The sequence below is a fragment of the Hippea jasoniae genome, from assembly GCF_000744435.1.
In the GTDB taxonomy this organism is placed as follows: Bacteria; Campylobacterota_A; Desulfurellia; order Desulfurellales; family Hippeaceae; genus Hippea; species Hippea jasoniae.
Window position 1 is genome coordinate 104,831 of the sequence record NZ_JQLX01000015.1, and the last position, 24,880, is coordinate 129,710.

The 24,880-nt window shown below is 36.9% G+C and carries 31 protein-coding genes; 18 read left to right on the forward strand and 13 right to left on the reverse strand.

Features of this window, described 5'->3' with window-relative positions; translation table 11 throughout:
* The first annotated feature begins 15 nt into the window (after nt 1–15).
* From EK17_RS09120 to EK17_RS07535, 3 genes are read left to right on the forward strand one after another with little or no spacing between them, the layout of a single operon-like run.
* Nucleotides 16–567, forward strand: a complete 552-nt coding sequence (locus tag EK17_RS09120) for a 5-formyltetrahydrofolate cyclo-ligase (protein WP_051904512.1) — start codon at nt 16–18, stop codon at nt 565–567.
* On the forward strand, nt 554–2,116 hold the full coding sequence (rny, locus tag EK17_RS07530) for a ribonuclease Y (RefSeq protein WP_035589275.1): 1,563 nt from the start codon (nt 554–556) through the stop codon (nt 2,114–2,116). Before EK17_RS09120 ends, rny begins: the two co-directional genes overlap by 14 nt.
* Nucleotides 2,106–2,894: a TIGR00282 family metallophosphoesterase gene (locus EK17_RS07535; protein ID WP_051904513.1), complete on the forward strand. Its 789-nt coding sequence runs from the start codon at nt 2,106–2,108 to the stop codon at nt 2,892–2,894. The genes rny and EK17_RS07535 overlap by 11 nt, the downstream gene beginning before the upstream one ends.
* On the opposite strand, the gene prmC is transcribed toward EK17_RS07535, so the two are convergent.
* The 4 genes from prmC to EK17_RS07555 are packed head-to-tail and all read right to left on the reverse strand — an operon-like array spanning nt 2,878 to nt 6,515.
* Complete coding sequence (prmC, locus tag EK17_RS07540; protein ID WP_035589277.1) at nt 2,878–3,681, reverse strand: peptide chain release factor N(5)-glutamine methyltransferase; 804 nt, start codon at nt 3,679–3,681, stop codon at nt 2,878–2,880. The two genes, EK17_RS07535 and prmC, sit on opposite strands and share 17 nt — an antisense overlap.
* Entirely contained in the window at nt 3,678–4,649 is a 972-nt protein-coding gene (gene tilS, locus EK17_RS09125; protein WP_051904514.1) for a tRNA lysidine(34) synthetase TilS, read from the reverse strand. The genes prmC and tilS overlap by 4 nt, the downstream gene beginning before the upstream one ends.
* Nucleotides 4,606–5,502, reverse strand: a complete 897-nt coding sequence (locus tag EK17_RS07550; protein WP_035589278.1) for a lysylphosphatidylglycerol synthase transmembrane domain-containing protein — start codon at nt 5,500–5,502, stop codon at nt 4,606–4,608. The genes tilS and EK17_RS07550 overlap by 44 nt, the downstream gene beginning before the upstream one ends.
* A complete protein-coding gene (locus tag EK17_RS07555; RefSeq protein WP_198018174.1) occupies nt 5,487–6,515 on the reverse strand; it encodes an amino acid--tRNA ligase-related protein in 1,029 nt (342 codons plus the stop codon). The genes EK17_RS07550 and EK17_RS07555 overlap by 16 nt, the downstream gene beginning before the upstream one ends.
* Nucleotides 6,516–6,527: 12 nt before the next feature.
* Here EK17_RS07555 and EK17_RS07560 point away from each other — a divergent pair, with 12 nt between their 5' ends.
* From EK17_RS07560 to EK17_RS07575, 4 genes are read left to right on the forward strand one after another with little or no spacing between them, the layout of a single operon-like run.
* Nucleotides 6,528–7,091, forward strand: coding sequence for a D-sedoheptulose-7-phosphate isomerase (locus EK17_RS07560; protein WP_035589282.1), 564 nt, complete (start codon nt 6,528–6,530; stop codon nt 7,089–7,091).
* Nucleotides 7,081–7,569, forward strand: coding sequence for a D-glycero-beta-D-manno-heptose 1-phosphate adenylyltransferase (rfaE2, locus tag EK17_RS07565; protein WP_035589285.1), 489 nt, complete (start codon nt 7,081–7,083; stop codon nt 7,567–7,569). The genes EK17_RS07560 and rfaE2 overlap by 11 nt, the downstream gene beginning before the upstream one ends.
* Complete coding sequence (locus EK17_RS07570; RefSeq protein ID WP_035589288.1) at nt 7,547–8,377, forward strand: tyrosine-type recombinase/integrase; 831 nt, start codon at nt 7,547–7,549, stop codon at nt 8,375–8,377. Before rfaE2 ends, EK17_RS07570 begins: the two co-directional genes overlap by 23 nt.
* The gene (locus tag EK17_RS07575) at nt 8,370–9,566 is read left to right on the forward strand and encodes an MFS transporter (RefSeq protein WP_035589291.1); all 1,197 of its coding nucleotides are present in this window, start codon (nt 8,370–8,372) and stop codon (nt 9,564–9,566) included. The genes EK17_RS07570 and EK17_RS07575 overlap by 8 nt, the downstream gene beginning before the upstream one ends.
* Here EK17_RS07575 and EK17_RS07580 read toward each other — a convergent pair.
* Both EK17_RS07580 and EK17_RS09130 read right to left on the reverse strand, forming a co-directional pair.
* Complete coding sequence (locus EK17_RS07580) at nt 9,558–11,141, reverse strand: aspartate:alanine exchanger family transporter (RefSeq protein WP_035589294.1); 1,584 nt, start codon at nt 11,139–11,141, stop codon at nt 9,558–9,560. The two genes, EK17_RS07575 and EK17_RS07580, sit on opposite strands and share 9 nt — an antisense overlap.
* Nucleotides 11,128–12,501 carry a GGDEF domain-containing protein gene (locus tag EK17_RS09130; RefSeq protein WP_051904515.1) on the reverse strand — a complete coding sequence of 458 codons (1,374 nt, stop codon included), beginning with the start codon at nt 12,499–12,501 and terminating at the stop codon, nt 11,128–11,130. Before EK17_RS09130 ends, EK17_RS07580 begins: the two co-directional genes overlap by 14 nt.
* A gap of 124 nt (nt 12,502–12,625) precedes the next feature.
* Here EK17_RS09130 and argB point away from each other — a divergent pair, with 124 nt between their 5' ends.
* From argB to EK17_RS07630, 10 genes are all read left to right on the forward strand, one after another.
* Nucleotides 12,626–13,480, forward strand: coding sequence for an acetylglutamate kinase (argB, locus tag EK17_RS07590; protein ID WP_035589297.1), 855 nt, complete (start codon nt 12,626–12,628; stop codon nt 13,478–13,480).
* Entirely contained in the window at nt 13,470–14,774 is a 1,305-nt protein-coding gene (locus EK17_RS07595) for a sensor histidine kinase (protein WP_035589300.1), read from the forward strand. Before argB ends, EK17_RS07595 begins: the two co-directional genes overlap by 11 nt.
* Nucleotides 14,740–15,099 (forward strand): response regulator, encoded by a 360-nt coding sequence (locus tag EK17_RS07600; protein WP_035589302.1) that lies wholly within the window; start codon nt 14,740–14,742, stop codon nt 15,097–15,099. Before EK17_RS07595 ends, EK17_RS07600 begins: the two co-directional genes overlap by 35 nt.
* Nucleotides 15,100–15,173: 74 nt before the next feature.
* Nucleotides 15,174–15,356, forward strand: coding sequence for a ferredoxin (locus EK17_RS07605; RefSeq protein ID WP_035589305.1), 183 nt, complete (start codon nt 15,174–15,176; stop codon nt 15,354–15,356).
* Nucleotides 15,357–15,527: 171 nt separating this feature from the next.
* Entirely contained in the window at nt 15,528–15,686 is a 159-nt protein-coding gene (locus tag EK17_RS09445) for a hypothetical protein (RefSeq protein WP_198018175.1), read from the forward strand.
* Between the two features lie 13 nt (nt 15,687–15,699).
* Entirely contained in the window at nt 15,700–16,527 is an 828-nt protein-coding gene (locus tag EK17_RS07610) for a transporter substrate-binding domain-containing protein (protein ID WP_035589307.1), read from the forward strand.
* 3 nt (nt 16,528–16,530) lie between these two features.
* A complete protein-coding gene (locus EK17_RS07615) occupies nt 16,531–17,487 on the forward strand; it encodes an amino acid ABC transporter permease (protein WP_035589310.1) in 957 nt (318 codons plus the stop codon).
* A complete protein-coding gene (locus tag EK17_RS07620; RefSeq protein WP_269557966.1) occupies nt 17,480–18,223 on the forward strand; it encodes an amino acid ABC transporter ATP-binding protein in 744 nt (247 codons plus the stop codon). Before EK17_RS07615 ends, EK17_RS07620 begins: the two co-directional genes overlap by 8 nt.
* A complete protein-coding gene (locus EK17_RS07625; RefSeq protein ID WP_035589312.1) occupies nt 18,220–19,245 on the forward strand; it encodes a molybdopterin-binding protein in 1,026 nt (341 codons plus the stop codon). The genes EK17_RS07620 and EK17_RS07625 overlap by 4 nt, the downstream gene beginning before the upstream one ends.
* A gap of 3 nt (nt 19,246–19,248) precedes the next feature.
* Nucleotides 19,249–20,415, forward strand: coding sequence for a molybdopterin molybdotransferase MoeA (locus EK17_RS07630; protein WP_035589315.1), 1,167 nt, complete (start codon nt 19,249–19,251; stop codon nt 20,413–20,415).
* Here EK17_RS07630 and EK17_RS07635 read toward each other — a convergent pair.
* Genes EK17_RS07635 through ffh form a run of 7 tightly spaced genes read right to left on the reverse strand, consistent with a single transcriptional unit; the run spans nt 20,412 to nt 23,934 of the window.
* On the reverse strand, nt 20,412–20,768 hold the full coding sequence (locus EK17_RS07635) for a hypothetical protein (protein WP_035589317.1): 357 nt from the start codon (nt 20,766–20,768) through the stop codon (nt 20,412–20,414). The two genes, EK17_RS07630 and EK17_RS07635, sit on opposite strands and share 4 nt — an antisense overlap.
* Nucleotides 20,769–20,771: 3 nt before the next feature.
* Complete coding sequence (locus EK17_RS07640) at nt 20,772–21,215, reverse strand: YraN family protein (protein WP_198018176.1); 444 nt, start codon at nt 21,213–21,215, stop codon at nt 20,772–20,774.
* Nucleotides 21,109–21,465 (reverse strand): 50S ribosomal protein L19, encoded by a 357-nt coding sequence (gene rplS / locus EK17_RS07645; RefSeq protein ID WP_035589319.1) that lies wholly within the window; start codon nt 21,463–21,465, stop codon nt 21,109–21,111. Before rplS ends, EK17_RS07640 begins: the two co-directional genes overlap by 107 nt.
* The gene (gene trmD, locus EK17_RS07650) at nt 21,458–22,129 is read right to left on the reverse strand and encodes a tRNA (guanosine(37)-N1)-methyltransferase TrmD (protein ID WP_084675123.1); all 672 of its coding nucleotides are present in this window, start codon (nt 22,127–22,129) and stop codon (nt 21,458–21,460) included. Before trmD ends, rplS begins: the two co-directional genes overlap by 8 nt.
* Nucleotides 22,130–22,360: a KH domain-containing protein gene (locus EK17_RS07655; protein WP_035589376.1), complete on the reverse strand. Its 231-nt coding sequence runs from the start codon at nt 22,358–22,360 to the stop codon at nt 22,130–22,132.
* 5 nt (nt 22,361–22,365) lie between these two features.
* Nucleotides 22,366–22,599, reverse strand: a complete 234-nt coding sequence (rpsP, locus tag EK17_RS07660) for a 30S ribosomal protein S16 (RefSeq protein WP_035589321.1) — start codon at nt 22,597–22,599, stop codon at nt 22,366–22,368.
* 9 nt (nt 22,600–22,608) lie between these two features.
* Nucleotides 22,609–23,934, reverse strand: a complete 1,326-nt coding sequence (gene ffh / locus EK17_RS07665) for a signal recognition particle protein (RefSeq protein WP_035589324.1) — start codon at nt 23,932–23,934, stop codon at nt 22,609–22,611.
* A 146-nt stretch (nt 23,935–24,080) separates the two neighbouring features.
* Between ffh and EK17_RS07670 the strand changes: the two genes are divergently transcribed.
* Complete coding sequence (locus EK17_RS07670; protein WP_035589326.1) at nt 24,081–24,299, forward strand: DUF4236 domain-containing protein; 219 nt, start codon at nt 24,081–24,083, stop codon at nt 24,297–24,299.
* Nucleotides 24,300–24,880: the final 581 nt, after the last annotated feature.

The window sequence follows — 24,880 nt, forward strand, 5'->3', positions numbered from 1 at the left end:
GCAAAGAGGACAGCGTTGGATAAAAAACAAAAAAGAGCCGCCCTTTTAAAGAAGAGGGGGGCATTAAATAGATCGTTTATTAAACATAAAAGCCTCATAATATCCAGAAAAGTTTTTGATTTATTAAAGAAAAGTTCTTGTATTGCCTCTTTTTCTGCCTACAACAACGAGCCAGACCCCAATCTTTTTTTTGATTTTTCCTCTCTGTGTTTTCCAAAAATTATATCAAAGGGTTATATGGAATTTTACAAAGGTGTATTGAAGAGGTCTTCAAAAGGCATTCTTGAACCTTTTGCTTTCAAAAGAAGGGTTTTGAGAAAAGAGATTGATGCTGTAGTTGTGCCAGCTGTTGGATTTGACTATAGGGGCTATAGGCTGGGTTACGGTGGTGGATATTACGACAGATTTTTGAAGGGTTTAAGGGTTTTTAAGGTTGGTGTTGCATTCGATTGCTGTATTGAGAAGAGTTTTTTAAAAAAACCTCATGATGTGCCTGTTGATGTGATTATAAGTGAAAGAAGGACAATATATTGTAAATTAAGGAGAAGGGAAAATGGGAACAGTTGAAGTTGTATTGATAGTTGTATTGTCTGTTATGTTAGGAGCTTTAGTTGGTATATTCGGTTACCATCAGTTTTTTGTTAAGAAAAAAGAGTATGCCAGGCAGAAAGCTGAGGATATCATCAAAGATGCTGAAAAGGAAAAGGAAAATATTATTAAGGCTGCCCAGATCGAGGCTAAAGAGTTTTTGATCAAGGCAAGGAATGAGATTGAGGCAGAAGAAAGAGAATCTAAAAAAGAACTGCAGAAGTGGGAAAAAAGGCTTCAGGCAAAAGAGAATAACTTAGAAAAAAGACAGGCATATCTTGATGAAAAAGTGGAGCTGATCAATAAGAAACAGGAAGATATAGCAGCCATAGAAAAAGAGCTTGAAACAAAGATGCAGCAGGTTGATGAGCTGATTAGAAAGCAGGAGGAAAAACTTGAGCAGATAAGCGGCATGACAAAGCAGCAGGCTAAAGATGAACTTGTAAAAAGTATTGAAGAGGAGGCAAAAAGAGAGGCAGCTGGTAAGATTAAGAAAATCGAAGAGGAACTCAAAAGCGAGGCAAGAAGACTGTCTCAGGATATTATAACAACGGCCATGGAAAAAATCGCAAGCAGCTATGTTGCAGAAAGGACTGTTGCCACCGTAACCCTGCCAAATGATGAGATGAAGGGAAGGATAATCGGTAGAGAAGGTAGAAATATTAGATCTTTTGAGAAGGAAACAGGCACAGATTTAATAATCGATGATACACCAGAGGTTGTTGTAATCTCAAGCTTTAACCCGCTAAGGCGAGAAATAGCCCGCATAGCGTTGGAGAGGTTGGTCAGTGATGGCAGGATCCATCCAGCAAGGATAGAGGAAACCGTTGAGAGTGTTAAACAGGAACTGTATCAAGAGGCAGAAGAAGAGGCTAAAAAGGTTGTATTTGATTTAGATATAGGTAATCTGCATCCAGAGCTTATAAAGTATTTAGGTTTGTTGAAGTACAGAACAAGCTATACTCAAAATGTTCTTGCCCACTCTGTGGAGGTGGCGTATTTAAGCGGATTGATGGCTGCAGAGCTGGGATTGGATGTGAAACTGGCAAAGAGGGCGGGCCTGTTGCACGATATAGGAAAAGCACTGGATCAAGAGGTGGAAGGCTCTCATACAAAACTTGGCGCAGATTTAGCCAAGAAATACGGCGAAAATGAATATGTGATCAATGCTATTATGTCCCATCATGGTGAGATTGAACCCAACTGTCCAGAAAGCGTTCTTGTTTCAATTGCAGATACCCTATCTGCTGCAAGACCTGGCGCAAGAAGGGAGAGGTTAGAAAGCTATATACAAAGGCTTGAGGAGCTTGAGGGTATTGCAAAATCCAAAGAGGGTGTTAAAGAGGCATACGCTATTCAGGCAGGTAGAGAGCTCAGGGTTATTGTTGAACCCACAATGCTTGACGATGACAAAAGCTTTATGCTTGCAAGGGATATTGTTAAGGATATAACAGAAAAGATTACATACACAGGTCAGGTAAAGGTTGTCGTTATAAGGGAAAACAGGGCGATTGAGTATGCAAATTAGCATGCTTTTTATAGGCGATATTGTAGGAAAGTATGGCAGAAAAGCATTTAAAGCCCTCATAGAGCAGACGAAAGCCTCTGTGGGGGCTGATTTTGTTGTTGTAAATGGCGAAAACGCTGCCGATGGTTTTGGTATTACCCCAAAAATTTATCGTGAAATCGAAAAGTACGCCGATGTTATCACCATGGGCAACCATACATGGGATAGGGATGATATACTGCCAGAAATCGACAATATGGTTAAGCTTATAAGACCCATCAATTTCTGCTGCAATGTGCCGGGTGTTGGTTTTAAGGTGGTTGATATTAAAGGCGCTAAGGTGCTTGTTGCCAATGCAATTGGTAGAATATTTATGAATCCAAGTGAGAATCCGTTTTTCAGGCTGAAGATGCTTGCAGAGGAGTTTAATGATATAAAAATCAAAATCGTCGATTTCCATGCAGAGGCAACAAGTGAAAAAGAGGCGCTTGGATGGTATCTTGACGGTGTTTATTCTGCCGTTGTTGGCACACACACCCATGTTCAAACAGCAGATGAGAGGATTTTACCCAAAGGATGCGCCTATATTAGCGATGCGGGAATGACAGGTTGTCATGATGGTGTGTTGGGGTTTTCTTATGAAGAGCCTGTTGAGCGATTTTTAACGGGTTTAAACAACAGACTAAAGGTTTGCAAAACAAATCTTAAAATGCAGGGTGTGGTTGTAAGATTTGATACTCAAACGGGTAAGGCTACAGAGATTTTCAGGGTTAGTGTTGACTTCAACGATCAAAATTAAAAATAGCCACCCTTTCTATACCATTTAAATCCCTCTTTATAGTGATGCACTCTTTAAAACTCCTTACAAAATCGGATTGATTGTAGCCAAGTTCAACTATTAAGTAATGAGTTTTGTTTTTTGCCTGCTCTATCAGTTCTTTTAAAAATTGATTGGGGTTTTTATCGATTAAGGCTAACCGTGGCTCAAACTTAACATCTTTTGATAATTTCTCATATTCCTGTTTTGTAATGTATGGAGGGTTTGAAACAACAATATCGGCTCTTTTTATCGCTGTTAGTTTATCGCCTACAGCAAAAGAAACCTTTGCCTCTAATCTGTTTTTGTTGATTTTTGCCACATCAATTGCATCTTTTGAAATATCCAGACCGATTACATGAATACCAAGCAACCTTGAAAGTGTAATTGCTATACAACCACTGCCTGTACCAACATCAACTATGATGGGATTTGGCAGAGTCTTAGCTATTTTTATTGTTTCCTCAACCAATAATTCTGTTTCTGGCCGCGGAATAAGTACTCTTTCATCTACATAGAAATCAAAACCGTAAAATTCCTTATGCTTTGTTATGTAAGCCATCGGGTAGAATTTTTTTCTTTTTTCAATCAGATTAAATAGTTGTTTTTTCTGCTCATCTGTGAGCTTTATCTCTGGATAGGTTAAAAGTTTTACCTCACTGATCGATAGAGCGATTTTTGTTATTATTAAAGCATCGATGTGGTATGTGGCTATATTGGCTTGTTTTAGCTGAGATATTGCAAACTGCAGTGCTTCTTTTGCAGTCATAGCTTTTTTATTTTTACAACACCGTCTTTGGTCGATGCAGTTAAGAGTTTTCTTAGATGTACGGTTTTGTGTCTAAATACAACCTCATCAACGATTCTATTTATATTTATGCTGCTTAAGGAGTAGTGGTTGTTTAGGAGTTTTTTTATCGCTTCTTTAATTATTGAGCCAATAAGTGCGGGATTTTTTATATTTTTTACATCAATCAAGCAGTAATCGCTATAAAACCTTACATGTTTAGCAATGTTTATGGTTGTTAGCTCATCAATAATTTTTGCCTGCGAAAGCATAACAAGATAGTTGTTAAAAATCGTATCTACAAGGTTGGGGTTAAAGGTTTTTAGTTGCTCTATCAACTCATGCCTGATCCTGTTTCTTGTGTATTTTGTATCAAAGTTGCTGCTGTCTATAACAAATTTTATGTTATTTTGTTTTAAATATTCAACAATCTCATTTTTTGAGAAAGTTAGAATCGGTCTAATGAAAATGGAATATCTGGGTTTTAGTGATGTTAAACCCTCAATGGTGGCACCACGCAACAGATTCATAAAAAATGTTTCAACAAGGTCGTCTTTTGTATGCCCCGTTGCTATTCTATCAAGCTTTAGCTTCTTTTTTGCCTCTTTGAAAAATTCATATCTTTTTTTTCTTGCTGCCTCCTCTGTAGATAACTTATTTAGGCGTGCAAACTCGCCAACATCAAAACTGCCAGCCAAAAATTCTATATTAAGTGAATTTGCAAGATCTTCAACAAAATTTGCCTCTGCATAGGCCTCTTTTCTCAATCTGTGGTTGAAATGCAAAACAGCCAATTCTATTTTGTAGTTTTCTTTTATGGCGTTGAGTAGATTTAACAAAAATACAGAATCTGGACCTCCAGATACGGCTACCCCTATCCTTTCACAACAGGATATAAGCTTAAACTTATCTATGAATTGATTTAGCCTCTTTAAGAATGCCTTTTTCATTTAAGTAAAACAATCCTCCAATTAAGCTTGCAGCAACACCCACAAAAAATACAGCCAAACTCAAACTCACAGCCTCGGTAGCGTTTAGATGAGCAAATCTAAAAAAATATATGAAAGAAAACTCTCTAACACCTATGCCGTTAAATGAAATAGGAATAAAACTAATTAAAGTGATAATTGGTATAAAGGCAAAAAAGTAGGCGATATTTATATGATAGCCGAATCTGACTGCTACATAGATGTAAAGCCCTACAGAGATTAGCTGAACAACAAACGAAAGTATAAATACTGAAAAAAACTCTCTACTTTTGTGGAATATTACGATATCTTTGTAAAAGTTTTGCACCTTTGTGTGTTTGATAAATTTAAGCAGAAAAACAGCAACAATGGCAGCGATACTAACAGATGCAATAGCTGCTGCAATCTTTAAGCCAAGCAGTTTTTCAGAGATAACAGCACTTGCAAAAGAAAGCAACAGCAAAGCCACAAGGCCGTTGTATCGCTCAAGAAAAATCGATGATATAGATTTCTGCCAGCCGATTTTTTTCGATAAAAGATAGGCTTTTAAAACATCACCACCAATAATGCCAGGCAGAAAAAGATTTGCGAACATCCCCATCATGTAGAGTTTAAATAATGTCAACATATCAACCGTTTTACCTATCGATTTTATCACTTTAGACCACCTGATGCTGCTTATAAACTGAGCAAAAATCAAGAGCACAACCATAACGACAAAATGAAATATACCTATTTTTAACATCATCTTTTGTAGTTGAGAGATATCTATTTTTGTCAATATAAAGGCTATTAAGATGGCACTTATTGATATTTTTATCAAAAGTTTTGCCATATCCACTCCTCAAGGATACCATCAAACCTCTCTAAAACCATAAACAATCGCTCAACGCCCACAGCAATACCGCTTAAAGGCGGCAGACCAAACTCCATTGCTTTAAAAAACACCTCATCGCAACAAAACCTTTCCTCTATTGCTTTTGCATCGATCTGTTCTAAATAGCAGTTTGCAAGCTCAACACCGCCTAAATAAAACTCAAACCGCTGGGTTTTGTTGTCTATAACCTTTGCAAGCGAAGCCCTACTTGCTGGAAAGTTATAAATAACCATGGGGTGGGTTTTGCCCAGTTGTTTTTCCACTTTTAGGCCAAAAATCAGATCTAAAATCTCATCAATTGATACATCACCCTCTATATTAAATTCAATCTTTAGTTTTTCTAAGTCTGTTTTGTCTGTATCCAAACTGGCAAATCTTTTAAAAGCCTCTTTGTATTCGATATACTCAACTGTGTCTAAATTGTATCTTTCTTTAAAAGATTTATCTGAAATATGCTTGATTAGTTTTATTAAAAGATTAATAATTTCATAAGGCTTGCTTAAAACCTCATAGAATTCAAGCATCAAGAATTCCTGTTTATGCAGGTTATCTTTCATATCATCTCTATAAACCCAGCAAAGCTCAAAAATTTTATCAAATCCCAGACTTAGAAGTTTTTTTATCTCAACCTCTGGTGATGGCGCAAGTATGCCATTTGCTGTTTTTATGTAGTTTATATTTGGCTCTGTGATAATATTTTCTTTTAACTTTGGTGTAAAAACCTCTATAAAGCCCTCTTTTGTAAAAAAGTCCCTGATAGACTTTAGAAATCTAAATTTTTTTGTATAATACTCATGAGCCTTTTTTAAGATGTTAAGCGGTTTTGTATTGAGGCAATTGTTAAGCAGGTTGTCGTTTGAATCAATTATATCGCCAGTGTTGTGCTTTGAAACAAACGGGAGGCTAAAGAGTCTGCCGTTTGCAAATATAACCGTTGAATTGCCTGTTTTTTTAATTATTCTTCCAACCACGGAGGGTATGTTATGAAAAAAGAGGATTTTTTGCAAGCTACAGAGGAGTTAGTTGGGCTTATAAGGTCTGTGGATTTTGATTATGTAGATAAAATTGCCAGCCTTATCAGCAATGCAATAAGCAATGGTAGGGTTGTTTATGTCTGTGGTAACGGTGGCTCTGCTGCAGATGCCCAGCACTTTGCAGCTGAACTGATAAACAGGTTTTTAAAGGAAAGAAAACCATATCCGGCAGTTGCCCTGACAACGGATAGTTCTGTTTTGACAAGTATTGCCAACGATTATAGCTTTGATGATGTATTTGCAAAACAAGTAGAGGCTTTAGTAAAAGAGGGTGATGTTGTGATCGGTATAAGCACATCAGGCAACTCAGAAAATGTCTTTAGGGCGCTTGCTTTATCTAAGCAAAAAAAGGCAACCACAATCGGTCTTTTGGGAAAAGACGGGGGAAAAATCAAATCGGTATGTGACTACTCTTTTGTGGTAAATTCTCATTCAACACCAAGGATTCAGGAGGTGCATGGATTTTTGATTCATCTGTTATGCGAGATAGTGGAGGATAACCTTGCTGAATAAGATTAAATCTACTGAGGAGCTTAAAAGTATCGTTGATAGATTAAAAAACGCTGGCAGAAGAATAGGTTTTACAAACGGCTGCTTTGATATTTTGCATGCAGGGCATGTGCTTTACCTTGCAAAAGCCAGGCAACTTGTTGATGTGCTGATTGTGGGTTTAAACTCAGATAGCTCCATAAAGCAGATAAAAGGTCCAAACAGACCTATAAACAATCAAAACGACAGGGCGATTGTGCTTGCAGCACTTGAAAGTATTGATTACATAGCTATATTTGATGAGCCAACACCAATTAGATTGATAAAAACCACAACTCCAGATATTCTGTTTAAAGGTGCAGATTGGAAGGGTAAAACGGTAGTAGGGGCTGATTTTGTTATTGAAAACGGGGGAAAGGTTGAGTTTATCGATTATTTAGAAGGACGCTCAACTACCAATATGATTGAGAGAATTGTTGATGTCTATTGTGATTGTAGATGAATTTGAGCTATTTTTAAAAAAACATTATACCTCAAAATATACGATAAAATCATATCTGAGTGATGCAAAAGAGTTTGTAGAAAAGGGCTATAGTTTTGATAAAGAAGGTATCAGGCAATTTATATTCGATTTATTAGACACAGAGAAATCAGCTTCCACGATAAACAGAAAGCTTGCATCTTTGAGTGTTTTCTTTGAATTCTTAAAAAGCAGGGGTGTTGTTGATAAAAACTATGTTAAACTAACAGAGAAACCAAAAAACGATAAATACCTGCCTGCCTTTCTTGAGGTTGATGAGATTGTTGGACTGCTTGAGAATATTAAAAATCTCAGAGATAGAGCTTTGCTTGAGCTGATCTATTCTTCTGCCTTGAGGGCAAGCGAGGTTTTAGGTTTAAATGTTGAGGATATAGATTTTGATAAACTTAAGATAAGAGTCAGGCGCAAAGGTGCAAAGGAGATGTATATACCCATATCAAAGCGTGCTTCAGACTATCTAAAAGCCTACATTAACGGCAGGCAAGAGGGTCCTGTTTTTTTAAATAGATATGGAAAGAGATTGTCTGACAGAAGCTTAAGAAAAATCGTAAAAAAATATGCCCTCAAAACTATTGCCAAGGATATCTCACCGCACACCTTAAGGCACAGCAGGGCTACACATCTTTTAAACAGCGGCATGGATTTAAGACTGTTGCAGAAATTTTTGGGTCATAACACCATAAAGGCAACGCAGATCTATACGCATCTAAACTTAAAGCAGCTTGCTAAGGTTTACGATAACAGCCATCCACTATCAAAAGATGAATAGAAAAAGAAAAAACTATATCTTAGGCGTATTGCACGGCGTTTTCTATTTTGCATCAAATGCGTTTGTTGATTATACGACCGTTTTACCAAGTTTTTTAAAATATCTGCTCAACTCAGATATGGTGATCGGTTTTGTAGCAGCCATTGCCAGAGGTGGATCGGTATTCTTTCAGCTCATAAGCGCTTTCTATCTTGAAGGAAAAAGAAAAAAGCCTTATCTGGTTGCTGCACTGTGGGTGAGGTTTCTCTCCTGGGTGGCAATTGCTGTTGGTTCGTATCTGTTTTTGCCTGATCATCCATTGCTTGAGCTGATTTTGTTTATTGTTTGTATCAGTATATTTTCATTTGCAGCAGGCGTTGCAGTAATACCGTTTTACGATATTATCTCATACAACATCCCAGCTGATCTACTTGGACGGTTCTGGGCTGTTAGGCAGTTTGTTGGTGGAATTTTAGCTGTTGGTAGCGGATGGATTGTAAAGATTGTGCTTGCAAAATACGGATATCCTGAAGGCTATGAGCTGCTGTTTGTTTTTGCAATGGTTGGATTTGGATTAACATCTTTGAGTCTGGGTTTGATGGATGAGGGCAGGGTTCAACAGAAAAAGAATAAGAGTTTTAAAGAGTTTCTATCAAAGGCCTATGAGATTTTTAAAAACCATAAAGATTTCAGGGTTTTGATTACAAGTGAGTTTTTGAGTCATTCTATCTTTTTGTGTATGCCGTTTATCGTGCTTTATACAACAAAAAAACTGCATTTTGAAAGTCTAATGATTGGCTATTTTGTATCGGCTCAGATGGTTGGTAGTATAGTATCAAATCTGTTCTGGGGCTATTTTGCAGATAGAAAGGGCGCGAAATTTATCATTATCAGCGTTAATTTGCTTGCCGTTTCTGTTCCTGTTTTGAGTGCTCTTTTTAAAACACCGCTATCCTTTATCCTGGTATTTTTCTTAATGGGAGCCTATATTCACGGCGTATTTATAGGTTATACCAACTACCTTTTAAAAATAGCGCCACAACAGAAACGTCCAACCTATGTGAGTATTCGTGGTAGTTTTAATGCATTATCCTATTTTTTACCCACAGCTGGCGGGTTGATAGCTGACAAATTATCCTACGATGCTTTATTTGTAATTTCATCTGCATTTGCATTGCTGTCGCTTCTGTTTTCTTTAAGGTTAAAATAGCTGTAAACCTAACTGGGCAAGGATAATAGAGATAACCATTGCAAATGGATATACAGCTGCATAGCTGATTGATGCATAATCTTTGCCTATAAAGCTGTTTGCCATACCTAAAGACGGGGTTGAAGTCATCGCACCACTGATCATGCCTATTATTTCTATGATGTTCAATTTTAAAAGCTTTTTTGATAGCAACGCAATAAGATAAAGTGGTATCAAGATTCCTGCAATGCCGATGATTATAGAGATGTAGCCGTGATTTTTTAGGGATTCTATTAAAAATTTGCCAGAGTTTGTGCCTATTGTTGCAAGAAAGATAAGCTGACCCAACACCTTCATCAAAGAGTTTGAATGGGGAGATAATTGCCATACGATCTTTCCTGTTCTACCAAGACGACCAAGAACCAAAGCTGTGATCAAAATACCACCCACAAAACTAAATTTGATGTTTCCCACACCGGGAATACCAATGGGTATGCTACCTATAAATATGCCAAGCACTATACCCAGCGATATAGGTAAAAAATCAGCGGCAGGGTATTTTAACAGATCGTTACCTATAATCTTTGATACCTTCTTTTTGTATTTTTCCGGTGCCACAATGTAAAGCTTATCGCCAAGCATAAGTGTAAGTGTAGGATAGGGTGGGATGTCGATGCCGGAGCGTCTGATTTTTGTTATAACTGCACCAAGTAGTTTTAACTCTTTCAACTCGCCAATCTTTTTACCTACAATATCCTTGTTTGTTACAAGCATTTTGTATGACTTCATATCGTCGTGAAATGTAACATCTCCCTCAATCTCCTCACCAAAAATGATCTTAAGATGCTCAAGCTGCTGGGGTGTTCCAGATACCCTTACAATATCACCGTGATGCAGGATCACATCCTCCTTTGTTGGGTCTATGGGGTATTGGGATTCTATGCGTTCGATTACCGTTGATGTGAGTTTTTCGATCTGAGATTTATGTATTTTCTGGTTTTTGAAGTTGTCGTTTGTTATCTTGAAGTTTTTGGTTAGGATTTGTGGATGAAGCTCATATTGATGTAGTTCGTATTGCTCTATTTCTTTGTTGATGTCAATTTTGAGTAATGAGGGCAGAAACCTTACAAACAGGACAACAGCCAGGATACCAAATGGATAAACAACGCCAAAGGCTATCGAAAGATTGGGTGAGTTTGTCTTTTCTAAAGCACTTGCAAGTGAGGGAGCAGAAGAGATCGCTCCAGTGAATATTCCATCGACCACATCGACAGGAAGCTTTAAAAAATAACCTACTCCAAATATTATACCGAATATTGCACAAAGTGTAGCTGCAGCAAGTATGTTAAGCTTAAAGCCTTCCTCTTTTAAGGCCTCAAAAAAACCAGGTCCAGATTGCAAGCCCACAGCGTATATGAAAATAGCAAGACCAAATAGTTTAAACTCAGATGGTATAACAACGCCAAAATGACCAAATATCAATGCAACAATCAAAACAGCCGATATATCTAAAGAAAAGCCCTTAATTTTTATATTCCCCAGGATATAACCAAGAACAATTATCAAGAAGAGATAAAATATTTCAGAATGAATCATTGGCTACAATAACTTTGTTCCTGCCACCTTTCTTTGCAGCATAAAGGGCTTGATCCGCTAAAGCAATAATCTCATCAAGCTCCTTTTTGGGAGAATTTTTGATGTCGTAGTTAGAGACACCCACAGAAATCGTAACATTGATTTTTGTATTTTTCCAGACAAAAGTTGTCTCTTGGACTTTTTTTCTAAGTAATTCGGCTTTTTTCTTGCCATTTTGTATATTTGAGTTGCTCATTACGCAAAAAAACTCCTCACCGCCATATCTCATAACAATATCTTCAGCTCTAAAATTTGACTGAATAATTTTTCCGATAGATGCCAAGATGTAATCGCCAGCCTGATGGCCGTAGGTGTCGTTTATCTTTTTGAAAAAGTCTATATCAATCATTAAAACGCAAAAGCAACTTTCAGTCCTCAAGGCTCTTTTGTATTCCTCTATTAACCTTTTCATACCGAAGCGCCTGTTGTATATGCCTGTTAGTTCATCATAGGCAGCCATTTTTTGCATCTTTTCATACATCTGAGCACTTTCGTATGCAAATTTATATTCATTGAGAATATGATCTATTAATGTTCTTTTTTCTTTTGTTATAAAGGATGGACTGTAAAATACAACCAATAACCTGAAATTTGAATGGATTATTGGATAATAGTACACCTCTTTTGGTTTGATTGCACAGCTGCCAAACTCAACCAACTCCACATCTTTATCTTTCATGCTGATTATTTGATTTTTGTCTAAGATATCGTTTAGCGATAATATTTTTTGTTCTGAGAGGTTTGAATGAACACCTTTTGAGAAAACAAAATCAATCTCGCCTGTATATGTTAGTGAGTATATTTCGCAGCCGATAAGTGAAAGTTTTTCTATAAAAAACTCTGTTGTAATTTTATTAAGGTCATCTCTTGTGACGATTTTGCTTATTTTTTGAGAGTAGTTTTCTATAAGTTCGTGCTGATAAAACTGGTTTCTTATTATTCTTATGAGTGCGTTGTATTTTGTAGCTATGCTGCCCAAGATATCTCTTGAGGGGATTTTGAGGTAGCAGTTGGTGCATTCATCAACAGAGCCTATCTTACCTACCTGATAATTAAATATGTTTTGAGTTATGGCTTCTATTTTCTCCTCCAACTCCTTTAGTCTATTAAGTACAACAAACTTGACTATCAAAAATGATATACTGCCAACAAATATACCTGAGCTAACTGTAGTTAATATGAAGGGTAGTGAGTATATTTTTGTTTTTGGCAGGTGAAAAACGATATCAGCCACTGGAAGAAAAAGAATTCCTATAACTACGCCAAGAAGAAGCATGTAGATGAGACTTTCTCTGACAATACTTTTTTGCTTAACCACCATTTCACTGCTCCATTGTAGTTTTGTCAACTAAATTAGCATCTTACATATCAAAAGTCAAATCTTGATTTTTTGGGGTTATCTGGTAAACTTGAATTAAATAAACTGCAGGAGCTTGAAAAGAACAATGCGGAAGGTTTTTGACAAAGGTGATTGTCTTATAGAGGTTTTGCCTTTTATAAAAAAGTTTTACTCAAAAACAATGGTCATTAAATATGGCGGTTCAGCCATGATTGATGAAAAGCTAAGGGAGAGTTTTTCAAAGGATGTCTCTCTTTTAAAGTATGTCGGGATTCATCCTGTTGTTGTGCATGGCGGAGGCCCAGAAATTGCTCATATTCTTAATAAATTACACATAAAGAGTGAATTTTATAAAGGTTTGCGAATAACAGATGAAGAAACAATGGAAGTTGTTGTTATGGTGCTGGCAGGTAAAGTAAACAAAGAGATTGTTTTACAGATAAATAAAAGTGGAGGAAGGGCTGTGGGCATAAGCGGCGTTGATGCCCATATTATTAAGGCAAAAAAGAAACTTTTGGAGGATGTAGATTTAGGTCTTGTGGGTGATGTAGAAGAGATAAATCCTGAGATACTAACTCACCTTTCTGAAGATGGCTATATTCCCGTTGTTGCTCCTATTGGTGTTGATGATAGCGGCAGGAGGTTTAACATAAACGCTGATAGTGTAGCTTCTGCTGTTGCTATAGGTTTGAAAGCAGAGAAATTGATATATCTAACAGATACAGACGGTGTTTACGATAAAAATGGTCGCCTAATCTCTTCAATAAAGATCAGTGATATTGATAGTCTGATCAATAACGGCACAATCAGCGGTGGTATGATTCCAAAACTACTCTCTGCAAGAGAGGCAATAGAAAAGGGTGTTAAAAAGGTTCATATAATAAACGGCAAAAGATTTCACTCGCTTCTTGAAGAGATATTTACTTTGGATGGTGTAGGAACGCAGATTTATGAAGAATGATTTTGGGCTTGAAAGGTTTGCTAAACTTGTTATAAAGCAGGACGATTTAAGAACATTGTATTTTAGGGCTTTTGCTTTTTTGTTGGATTTTTTTGATGCCGATAAACTTTATTTTTTTAAGTTTAGCAAAAGAAAGCAGTGCTTTGACCCAAAAGCCGCACTAAACAGGGATATTTTAGAAGAAGTTGTCAAGGGCGATTATGAGAGTTTTAACATAGAAGAGGCGTTTGAGAAGGAATTTAATCTAAATTTCAGGGCTTTTGGTTCATCCTGCAATGATGTTGTGCGATCCTTAGCTAAACTGGTTGTTGACAAAAAGGTTAAGTCGATTAAATCAAGCTCGATTAAAAGCGCAAGACTTAAATCGCTATGGAGTCAGTTGAAACTTAATGATGAGGCGTTTTATGTGCCGTTGTTTTCTTTAAATGAGATGGTGGGTTTTGTTTTATTTGACAAAGTAATCGATTACGATAATTCAAAGGCTTATTTTGATTTACTTGGTTGTGCGATAGGTAGATTATTTTTGTTAAAAAATATCGATAATCTTTCTAATTTGCTTGCCACAAAGGATGATGAGGACAAGAGAAAACAAAAATTATATCAAATAGGAAAGACCGCAATGATTATGGCTCATGAGATGAAAAATTCATTAATCGGTATAATGGGTTTGTTTAGCAGGCTTAAGGCTTATGTTGATGAGGATAAAAAAGCCCAGCGTTATTATGAGATTATTGAGTCGCAGCTAAAAAAACTCTATGAGTTTACATTCGACATCAATAAATTTTCAAAAATTGGCGATGGAGCAGATATTAGAGAGGTTGAAATTGCTGATATAATCGATAATTCTATAGAGATGGCATCAAGTTTTTCTAATGATGTAAAATTTTCAGTTTCTATTGGAAAGGATGCATCTGTAATTGAGGCTGACAAATCTCAGCTTGAACAGGTGTTTTTAAACCTTTTTAAAAACTCTATCGAGGCAAAAAAGCAGGGCTCGGTGAAAATAGATGTTTCGGTTAGAAAAGAAGGAGAATTTGTAGTCATAAAAATTAAAGATAATAGTGGCGGTGTGGATGAAGAGACGCTTAAAAATATGATGAAGCCGTTTTTTACCACAAAATCATACGGAACAGGGCTTGGACTTGCAATTGTAAAGGGTATTATTGACATCTACAACGGGAGTTTAAGTTTTAAGAATGTCAAAGACGGGCTTGAGTGTGTTATAAAATTACCACAAAAAAACAATACTGGAGGTAGTGATGGCAGAAAAGAAAAAAATCATGGTTGTGGATGATGAAGATGCAATCAGATTGCTATACGAAGAGGAATTCTCAGATGAAGGCTATGATGTTGTTTCATGCAGCAATGGGGAAGAAGCTATAGAAAAATTTGAAAAGGAAAATCCGGATCTTGTTATTTTAGACATTGCCATGCCTGGTATGAGTGGTTTGGATGTGTTGGGTAAGATTAAGGAAAAATCACCCAATACGCCCGTGATAATGTCAACAGCCTATTCTCATTACAAAAACGATTTCTACACACATGTGGCTGATGCCTATATTGTCAAATCGCCCGATTTAGGAGAACTTAAAGATAAAGTAAAAGAGCTTCTGGGATGAATTTGCTTGACATAACCTTTTAAATTTAATAGAAAGTGCCCTGAAAGCGAAAGGAATTTTTAGGAGGTGACTCGATGGCTAAGGTATGGGTAGAGGATAGCTGCATTGGTTGCGAGGCTTGTGTTGATGAGCTTCCAGAGGTTTTCCAGATGGAAGATGGTAAGGCAAAGGTTGTTAATCCTGAGGGTGCATCCTTAGAAGAGATTAAAGAGGTAGCTGAGGCTTGCCCAACAGAGTCTATTAAGGTTGAAGAATAATCTCAGGCGCCTTAGGGCGCCTTCTTTTTTTACCTTCCTTTTTTTAAACATCCTTTAAATTAAAAAATAGTTGTAATTTTAATCAATATTGTGTAAAAAATGATAGAAATGATAATTTTTAGTTGCAATAATTAAAAAATTTTTTATTATTTGGCGATAGGGGGTGTTGAGATGACAGAAGATACAAAGGTGGAGGCTGTTGAGGTTAAATGTCCTAAATGCGGTTACACTATGATTATATATATGCCAAAAGAAGAAATCCCCAAATGCCCCCAGTGTGGAACACAGATGGTTATTAGTGAGTTATTGGATGAAGGCAAATATTATTAAAGGGAGGTTTGCTATGAAAGGGTTTTATCGATTGGTTGCTTTGTTAGTTGCTGTATTTATTTTTGGTAGTTTTTCTGCAAAAGCTGCAGATATCAATCTGTGGCATAACTCCACGCTTTACAAGATTGAAAAAAGGGGAGTGTTAAGGGTTGGCTTAAACGCTGGTTACATGCCGTTTGAGATGAGAAGTAAGACAGGCAAGATTATTGGTTTTGATGTTGATATGGCAAAACTGATGGCTAAAGCCATGGGCGTAAAGTTGCAGATAATAAACACCGATTGGGATGGTATTATACCTGCGTTAATGACGGGTAAGTTTGATATTATTATGAGTGGAATGACCATCACGCAAAAAAGAAATCTAAAAGTTAATTTTGCTGATCCATACATTGTTGTTGGTCAAACTATTCTTTTGAATAAAAAATGGGCTGGAAAGGTAAAATCCTACAAGGATTTAAATAGCCCTAAATTTACAGTTACCGTTATGCTTGGCACAACAGGTGATTTTGCAGCTAAAAAATATATTCCTAAAGCAAAAATTGAAGAATTTCAAACAGAAGAAGAGGCAGTTATGCAGGTGATGCAGGGAAGGGCTGATGCGTTTGTTTATGACCAGCCTTATAACTCAATCTTCCATGCAACAAAGGGCAAAGGTAAATTGATTTTCTTGAATAAACCTTTTACATATGAGCCACTTGGCTGGGCTATAAATAAAGGTGATCCAGACTTTTTAAACTGGCTTAATAACTTTTTGCGCCAGATCAAACATGATGGTGCATACGATAAGCTTTATAAGAAATGGTTTGTTGATGTAAATACATGGATTAATAAGGTTCAATAAACAATGAGAAGAAAAAAGCATAACTTTATTTGGCATCTTGCCTTTGTAGGAGTGATAATTGGAATAGGTTTTTTTATCTATAAGGCAAGTTTAAGGATCAACTATTCATGGAACTGGAGGGCTGTGCCCTCCTATCTTGTTTATAAAAGTCACGATGCTGTAACATCCCCTGTTAGAGGTATTGTTAAAGCGATTAAAGGTGATGAGGTTGTTATAAAAAAGATTTCCCAAAGGGGCTCATCGGCAAAGGATGTAGTTTTAAAGGTTGAACATGTAGAGGTTAAGGTAGGGGAGGCCGTAAGTAGCGGTGATGAGATAGGCTTTAACTCTTCCTATAAAGCGGGTCCTTTGTTGATGGGTCTTTATATGACTTTGAAGGTTTCGTTTGTCTCTATTATTATGGCACTTATTATTGGAATTTTTACAGGTCTTATGCGTATTTCTGAGAATCCTTTATTCAGAAACCTATCTGTAGTTTACATCGAGCTTATAAGGGGCACACCGCTGCTTGTTCAGATATTTATTGTTTATTTCTTTATAGGTACAATTTTTAATATGACGAGATTTTTTGCCGGCGCATTTGCTTTGGCTGTATTTGAAGGCGCCTATATAGCGGAGATTATCAGGGCAGGTATTCAATCGATTCCACGCGGTCAAACAGAGGCTGCTTTGTCTTTGGGTATGAATTACTTTCAGATAATGCGATATATAATTATGCCTCAGGCTATCAAGAGAGTGCTTCCAGCTTTAGCAGGTCAGTTTATTTCTTTGATAAAGGATTCATCGCTTCTTTCTGTAATTTCATTAACAGAGCTTACAAAGGCAGGTAGAGAGATTGTTTCTTCTACTTTCAGTCCCTTTGAAATCTGGTTTAGTGTTGCTGCACTTTATTTTATCGTAACCTATACATTGTCTCTTCTTGATAGGTATCTTGAAAGGAGATTGGCTGGCAATGAATAATAATGACTATATAATCGTTGCAGAACACCTACACAAGACATTTCCAAACGGCGTTAAAGCTTTGCGTGATGTGTCTTTAAATGTCAAAAAAGGTGAGGTTGTTGTTATAATTGGTGCAAGCGGAAGTGGAAAGACGACCTTTTTAAGAACCATAAACCAGCTTGAAACCGTTGATGAGGGTAAGATCATCGTTGAAGGTATCGATATTACAGACCCCAAAACCAACCTCACAAAGATCAGAGCCGATATTGGTATGGTGTTTCAGCATTTTAATGTTTTTCCCCATCTTACTGTGCTTGAAAATGTTATGATCGGCCAGATTCTTGTAAGAAAGCGAAAAAAAGAGGAAGCAAAGAAAATTGCCATAGATTTTCTTACAAAGGTTGGTATAGCAGATAAAAAAGACGACTATCCAACAAACCTTTCCGGTGGTCAGCAACAGAGGGTTGCCATAGCAAGGGCTCTTGCCATGAATCCCAAAATTATGCTTTTTGATGAGGCAACAAGCGCCCTGGATCCTGAAATGGTTGGCGGCATTCTTGATATTATGAAGCAGCTTGCAAGAGAAGGTATAACGATGGTTGTTGTTACCCATGAGATGGGTTTTGCAAAGGAAGCAGCAGACAGAATCGTTTACATGGATTCAGGAAAAATTGTTGAGATGGGTACACCGGAGGAGATCTTTAACAATCCAAAAAGCGATAGGCTGAAGCAGTTTTTAAGCCAGATTCTATGAAAAAAGTAAAAATCCCCATAGAAAAAGCAATAGGAGAAAAAATTCCGCATGATTTTACAAAAATTTCACCCAAAGAAGGATTTAAAGGCGTAGCATTCAAAAAAGGGCATGTAATCACTAAAAACGATATACCTCTTTTAAGACAGATAGGCAAAAACTACATCTACAAGATTGAACTTGATGATAATGAAATTCATGAGGATGATTTTGCCATTTCGATTGCCCCGCATCTTGCAGGCAAAAATATAGTTTTTGATGATAAACCTCAGGAAGGTAAGATTACGTTCAGAAGCTCTATAGATGGACTTTTTAAGCTTAATAAAAAGTGCATTATTAAGCTAAACCTTATCGAACAGACCTCTTTTCCTACGATTCATGATAATTTTCCTGTAAGTAAAAATCAGCAGGTGGCAGCTTTTAGAATTATTCCACTTGCTGCTAAAAAGTCTATCCTGGAAAAGGCTATAAAAATTGCAGAAAAACCCCTGATATGGGTTGAGGAATACAAAATAAAAAAAGCAGCATTGATTTCTACAGGTAATGAGCTTTACGATGGTCTTGTTGAGGATCTGTTTAAACCAAAGATGCAACAGAAGCTTAAAAAATTTGGCGTTGAGGTGGTTGAGCATCGAATAGTTAAAGATGATATTGTTATGATTAAAGATGCTTTTTTTGAAGTTGTAAAAAAATCTGAGATTGTTTTTATAAGCGGAGGCTCCAGTGTTGACCCAGATGATGTTACAAAATACGCACTAAAAAGGGCAGGTGTTAAGTTTATCAGAGAGGGCAATCCCATACAGCCAGCAAACAATCTATCGATCGGTTATTTTGGAGAAAAAACCGTATGCGTTGTGCCTGCTGGAGCGTTGTTTTATAAAGCGAGCGCTTTAGATATTTTCCTGCCGCGCCTTATAGCAAAAGACAAGATAACTAAAAAAGAGATAGCCAGCTATGCCATTGGCGGTCTGTGTCATTTCTGTAAAGTCTGCGTTTATCCTGTATGTCCATTTGGAAAGGTGTAGGCGATGATTGAGGTTAGAGAGGCTTTAGAGTTGATAGAGAAAAATGTTAGCTCTATCGACAGATATGAGGAGATTTTTTTGGATAGTGCTTCTGATCGAGTGGCGTTTGAGGATATAAAAAGCCCTATCGATGTGCCGTCGTTTGATAGATCGGCAATGGATGGATACGCCTTATGCGGTAGCCATAAAGGCTATAAAATTGTTCAAAGTGTTGATGATTTTAAAGATGGTTGCTGTTTAAGGATAAACACAGGCAACAGGCTGCCTGATAACTGTTTTGCTGTAGCTGAGGTTGAGATAGTAAAAAAAGATAATGGCTTTATAAAGCTTTTGAGGGATGTGGAAGCAAGAAGGAATTTTACATTTAAGGGTGTAGAGATAAAAAAGGGTGATGTTATTGTTAAAAAAGGTGAAAGGATCAGCGTTAGAAAACTTGGTCTTATTGCCTATGTGGGTTTGTTTAAGGTAAAGGTTTTTGCAAAACCAACCGTTGCTTTGATTACTACAGGCGATGAGGTGGTTTTTCCTTTTGAAAATAAACAGGATGACAGTGTTTACAATACAAATTATTTTATTGTTTCAAATCTGTTAAAAAAATGGCATGCTGATGTTTTATACTTGGGTCATGTGACTGATAATAAAGAGCTGATAAAAGAAAAAATTTTAAGAGGCTTTGAGTGCGCTGATATTGTTATTACAACAGGCGGTGTGAGCAAGGGTAGCAGGGATTTTATAAAAGAGGCTGCAGATGAGCTTGGTGTTGATATACTGTTTGATAAAACAACGGTGAAACCAGGAAAACCTGCTGTTTTTGGTGTTTTTGACAAAAAGGTGTTTTTTGGACTACCCGGCTGGCCAGCTGCACTGTTTAGTGTTGCATATTTGTATTTAAAGCCTTTGGTTTTAAAAATGGCAGGTAGAAAGGATTATAAAACTTTATTGCTTGAATGTATAGCAGATGAGGATATGCACTCAAGGAAGGGTAAGTTTTATCTGAATCGTGTGTTTTTAGACTATATAGATGGACAATTTCATGCAAAACTCACAGGTTCTCAAAAAACAGAAAACTTTTTCACCGTAGCTATAGGTGAAGGTTTTGCGATAGTTGATGAAAAGGAGGGTGACATACCCGCATCAAGCAGGCTGCCCCTTTTGATTTTTGATGATTAAGGTTTTTTGAATAAGCTTTCTATGTCTATAACCTTATCCTCTTTGGGTTTTGCAGTTTCACCCAAACTGCCTGTTGGCATTGTGGTGCTGATCTTTATATTGCTTTTTGCCTCAAAATATTTTGACTTGAGATCCTCTGGCACATTGGAATACTCAAAAAGCACCTTATCCATTGAGATTTCACCGCCAATTTTTTCCTCAAAAGGAAAGCCAAAAGGCAAGATAGCTATTTGAATACCCGCAGAGCCTGGCACAACCTGAATTAATGCAACATCCTCCAAAACATTTTTTATTTCGTTGTATGTGCCTATAACTGTATCACCGCTGACAAGTTTTACAAATTTGACATCCATTGTTTATTCCTCCAAAAAGATATTTTTTATCCATTCGATATTATCTTTGTTTATTGCAATCACATCAAATCTAATGTCTCTGTCACTTAAATGCTCTTTCATTAAAAGTTCTTTTACACATTTTTCTATTTTTGATAGCTTGCTTTTGTTTACAAAACTTGATGGGTGACCAAACCCATCCGTAGATCTGCTTTTTACCTCAACAATAACAACAACATCTTTATTTTCGGCGACTATATCTATCTCACCGTATCTGCAACGGTAGTTGCGAAAAAGAATTTTATAGCCGTTTTTTTGCAAAAAAGAGGCGGCAAGCCCTTCAGCCTGCCTGCCGATGGTATTAGAATCCCTTCTTTCTGATCTTAGCAGCTTTACCCCTTCTTTCGCGTAGATAGTATAGTCTTGCCCTTCTGACTCTTCCGCGCTGCAGGACTTCGATCTTTTCAATAGCCGGTGAATAGTAAGGGAAAATCTTTTCAACGCCAATGCCGTTTGATTCCTTTCTTACGGTAAATGTTCCGTTGAGTCCTCTTCCGCCCCTTCTTCTGATAACAATACCTGCAAAAATCTGAATTCTCTCTTTGTTGCCCTCTTTGACCTTTGTGTAAACCTTAACTGTATCACCAGGCCAGATTTCAGGAATCTCCCTGTTTAGTGATTTTAACATATCCTCTTCAAATGCTCTGAGTTTATCCATCTTCTTCTCCTGTTAACTTAAGAGTTCTTAGCTTTGATTGCTGCATTCTCCACTCTTTTATTTTTTTGTGGTTGCCGCTTAAAAGTATATCGGGCACACTCATTCCTCTAAACACCCTTGGGCGTGTGTATTGCGGATATTCCACAAGTCCATCCTCGAAGGTTTCTTCTTTAAGTGAGTCAGGATTACCCAAAACCCCTTCAAGAAGCCTTACAACAGCATCCACAATTGCCATTGCCGCAATTTCACCACCCGATAGAACAAATCTTCCTAAAGATATCTCCTCATCGGCAAGGTATCGTACCCTCTCATCAAAACCTTCATAACGCCCGCAGATTATAGCAAGAGAGCTTTTTTTTGCAAGCTCTTTTGCCTTTTGTTGATTAAAAATTTTCCCGGCAGGTGTAAGCAGTATGGTGTGTGTATTGGAGTTTTTTGACTTAACATAATCCATTGCCCTGTAGATTGGTTCTGGTTTCATCACCATGCCTGCTCCACCGCCGTATGGATAATCATCCGTTGTTCTGTGTTTATCTAAAGCAAAATCTCTGATATTTATAGCTTCTATTTGCACAATCCCTTTTTGCTGTGCTCTTTTTATTATCGATTGATTAAAAACACAATCAAACATTTCAGGGAATATACTTAAAACAAAAATTTCCATCTATTCGATTATTTCTAAAACAGCCTTCTTTCCAGCTTTTTTACTTGCTGCATTGAGAATAGTTCTTATTGCCTTGATTGTTTTACCTTCCTTGCCGATGAGTTTTCCTAAATCGCTCTTGTCAACGCTTAATTCGATAACAGTGGTTTTTTCACCGGCAATTTCTTTGATCTTTACGGCATCCTGATTGTCAACCAAACTGTTAACAATGCAGCTGATCAGCTCCTTCATGGCCATCACCCTACCTTTTTGATGAGATTTTTAACGGTTTCGGAAACTTTAGCGCCTTTTTCGATCCAGCTGTTGTATTTATCCATATCTATTTTAATTGTTGCTGGATCTGTTTTTGGATCGTAGTAGCCTAAAACCTCAAGTACCGCACCGTCTCTTTTTTTTCGAGAATCCAAAGCCACGATTCTGTAGAAGGGTTTTTTCTTGGCTCCGCCTCTTCTTAGTCTTATTGCAACCATTCTTCCTCCCTATCCATTTATTCCAAATTTTTTCATAAGATTCAGGGCTTTTGATTTATTCATATTTTTCATCATTTTTTGCATCTCAATAAACTGTTTTATAAGTCTATTTACATCGCTTACGCGCGTGCCTGAGCCTTTGGCTATTCTGCGTTTTCTGCTTGCGTTGAGGATTTTGTAATTTTCTCTTTCTTGTTTTGTCATTGACAGAATAATAGCCTCTATATGCTTGATTTCTTTCTCAAACGCCTCTTCATCATCGATTTTAATTTTATTCATACCGGGAATCATTTTTAACAGTTTTGCAATTGAACCCATTTTTTGAATCTTTTTAAGCTGATTAAGAAAATCCTCAAAGGTAAATTGCTGTTTTTTTAATTTTCTGGCAAGCTCCTTTGCCTCCTTTTCGCTCTCTGTTTGTCTTACCTTTTCGATAAGCGTTAAAACATCGCCCATCCCGAGGATTCTTGATGCAATTCTGTCAGGATAAAACGGCTCAAAGTCGCTTATCTTTTCTCCGATGCCTGCAAATTTTATCGGTTTGCCAACAACCTTCATTATCGATAAGGCTGCACCGCCCCTTGCATCACCGTCAAGTTTTGTAAATATGCTTCCCGTTATACCAACCCTTTCGTTAAAAACCTTTGCCACATTAACGGCTTCCTGGCCGATCATTGCATCGGCAACAAAGAGAATCTCATCGGGAGAGACTTTTTCTTTAATCCTTATAAGCTCATCCATCAACTCATCGTCTATATGCAATCTTCCTGCCGTATCGATGATGATTATATCTCTTCCGTTTTCTTTAGCATAATCAATCGATTTTGAAGCTATATCCTCAGGTTTTTTGTTATCCAATGCAAAAACAGGGATGTTGATCTGCTTACCTAATACTTCAAGCTGTTTAATTGCCGCAGGTCTGTAGATATCGCATGCAACAAGCAGGGGCTGTCTGCCTTTTGAGCGTAAAAATTTGGCAAGCTTGGCCGCCGTTGTTGTTTTTCCGCTTCCCTGCAAGCCCACAAGCATTATAATAAAAGGCTTTTTTGTAATTGTTAGATGAGAGACCTCACCGCCTAAGATTTCTGTGAGCTTTTTGTGAACCTCTTCAACTATTATCTGACCGGGTGTTAAGCTTTTTTCTAACTCCTTACCCTTTAGCGATTCTTTTATGTCGTTTATAAATTCTTTAACGACTTTGTAGTTTACATCTGCCTCAAGCAGGGCAAACTTTATCTCTTTTAAAGCTTTATTCAGGTCGTTTTCCGTTATAACGCCTTTGGATTTTATGACTTTAAAAATATCGTTGAGCTTGTCAGATAAATCGCTAAACATGCCTACCCTCCAAGTAGCGTAAAATCCTATTAAAAAAAGCAAAAGTTGTCAATATAAAAGGTTTAGTCATTTTGTTAATAGTGGAAATTATTGATGGTTTGTGAAAAAATAATAAGGCAAAGTTGAGTTTTTTGTCGAGGAAGTGTATGAGTTTGAGATTTTATAAGAGAAAAAAGATTTTACCTGGTGTTTATTTGAATTTTTCAAAATATGGCATGTCTATAACTTTTAAGATTTTATTTATTAATTTTACTGTTCCTTTATGGAATAAGGTGAGAAAGGACAAAAAAATCACCTATTCAGTTAAACTTGGCAAAGGAGTATATTTTAGAAAAAGCATAGCTAAAAAAGATAAAGATTCTTAGAATCCAATCCATAAATTTTAGTTAGCTATATTATATCTCCAGAACTTTCCTTTTTTATAAATATGTGAAAAAATCACCAAGCCCCCTACTTAATCAAACAATCTCAAGAAGATAAATAAAGTCTAATTGAGCTTAATAAAGCTTTGCAATTCTTATGAGCAGGTAAAAAAGTAGGTGTCCGACCACCAGCTACAATGGGAAAACCCAAGACAGATGGTGGTCGGATAATTCCCTTCATCAAGCCCGACCGCCTACTTAAAAAAATCTTTGAAGAGTTTCTGGCGTCAGGCTCGATAAAGGAGCCTGTCGAGCCCCTACTTGAATAAACACCTATTAGAACATAAATGAAACTCAATTAAGTCTAATTAAGTTTTGTTTTCCCTCTGAGTAAGTAAGAAAAGTAGGGGCTCGGATAATTCCCTTCAGGAGCGGGAATAGTGCAACAGGCCTTCTATCCAGCACTTACTTTAATTAAGAAACTCTTTTTTTGTAGAAAAGTATCATTTTCAAAATAATAGATTTTAGGGAAAATAAAGTCTGTTAATAGAAGTAAGTGCTGGACCCGCTGTACGAGAAAACAG

Coding starts and splice junctions, on each gene's coding strand:
- EK17_RS07550 (WP_035589278.1), bottom strand. CDS start 5,502: ATGGCAAAACTTTTGATAAAAATATCAATAAGTGCCATCTTAATAGCC.
- EK17_RS07635 (WP_035589317.1), bottom strand. CDS start 20,768: ATGGATGTCAAATTTGTAAAACTTGTCAGCGGTGATACAGTTATAGGC.
- EK17_RS07655 (WP_035589376.1), bottom strand. CDS start 22,360: ATGAAGGAGCTGATCAGCTGCATTGTTAACAGTTTGGTTGACAATCAG.
- EK17_RS07600 (WP_035589302.1), top strand. CDS start 14,740: ATGGCAGAAAAGAAAAAAATCATGGTTGTGGATGATGAAGATGCAATC.
- EK17_RS07595 (WP_035589300.1), top strand. CDS start 13,470: ATGAAGAATGATTTTGGGCTTGAAAGGTTTGCTAAACTTGTTATAAAG.
- EK17_RS07630 (WP_035589315.1), top strand. CDS start 19,249: ATGATTGAGGTTAGAGAGGCTTTAGAGTTGATAGAGAAAAATGTTAGC.
- trmD (WP_084675123.1), bottom strand. CDS start 22,129: ATGGAAATTTTTGTTTTAAGTATATTCCCTGAAATGTTTGATTGTGTT.
- rpsP (WP_035589321.1), bottom strand. CDS start 22,599: ATGGTTGCAATAAGACTAAGAAGAGGCGGAGCCAAGAAAAAACCCTTC.
- EK17_RS07615 (WP_035589310.1), top strand. CDS start 16,531: ATGAGAAGAAAAAAGCATAACTTTATTTGGCATCTTGCCTTTGTAGGA.
- EK17_RS07570 (WP_035589288.1), top strand. CDS start 7,547: ATGTCTATTGTGATTGTAGATGAATTTGAGCTATTTTTAAAAAAACAT.
- EK17_RS07670 (WP_035589326.1), top strand. CDS start 24,081: ATGAGTTTGAGATTTTATAAGAGAAAAAAGATTTTACCTGGTGTTTAT.
- rplS (WP_035589319.1), bottom strand. CDS start 21,465: ATGGATAAACTCAGAGCATTTGAAGAGGATATGTTAAAATCACTAAAC.
- EK17_RS07575 (WP_035589291.1), top strand. CDS start 8,370: ATGAATAGAAAAAGAAAAAACTATATCTTAGGCGTATTGCACGGCGTT.
- EK17_RS07610 (WP_035589307.1), top strand. CDS start 15,700: ATGAAAGGGTTTTATCGATTGGTTGCTTTGTTAGTTGCTGTATTTATT.
- ffh (WP_035589324.1), bottom strand. CDS start 23,934: ATGTTTAGCGATTTATCTGACAAGCTCAACGATATTTTTAAAGTCATA.
- EK17_RS09445 (WP_198018175.1), top strand. CDS start 15,528: ATGACAGAAGATACAAAGGTGGAGGCTGTTGAGGTTAAATGTCCTAAA.
- EK17_RS07535 (WP_051904513.1), top strand. CDS start 2,106: ATGCAAATTAGCATGCTTTTTATAGGCGATATTGTAGGAAAGTATGGC.
- EK17_RS07605 (WP_035589305.1), top strand. CDS start 15,174: ATGGCTAAGGTATGGGTAGAGGATAGCTGCATTGGTTGCGAGGCTTGT.
- tilS (WP_051904514.1), bottom strand. CDS start 4,649: ATGAAAAAGGCATTCTTAAAGAGGCTAAATCAATTCATAGATAAGTTT.
- EK17_RS07560 (WP_035589282.1), top strand. CDS start 6,528: ATGAAAAAAGAGGATTTTTTGCAAGCTACAGAGGAGTTAGTTGGGCTT.
- EK17_RS07625 (WP_035589312.1), top strand. CDS start 18,220: ATGAAAAAAGTAAAAATCCCCATAGAAAAAGCAATAGGAGAAAAAATT.
- EK17_RS07620 (WP_269557966.1), top strand. CDS start 17,480: ATGAATAATAATGACTATATAATCGTTGCAGAACACCTACACAAGACA.
- EK17_RS07580 (WP_035589294.1), bottom strand. CDS start 11,141: ATGATTCATTCTGAAATATTTTATCTCTTCTTGATAATTGTTCTTGGT.
- EK17_RS09130 (WP_051904515.1), bottom strand. CDS start 12,501: ATGGTGGTTAAGCAAAAAAGTATTGTCAGAGAAAGTCTCATCTACATG.
- argB (WP_035589297.1), top strand. CDS start 12,626: ATGCGGAAGGTTTTTGACAAAGGTGATTGTCTTATAGAGGTTTTGCCT.
- rny (WP_035589275.1), top strand. CDS start 554: ATGGGAACAGTTGAAGTTGTATTGATAGTTGTATTGTCTGTTATGTTA.
- prmC (WP_035589277.1), bottom strand. CDS start 3,681: ATGACTGCAAAAGAAGCACTGCAGTTTGCAATATCTCAGCTAAAACAA.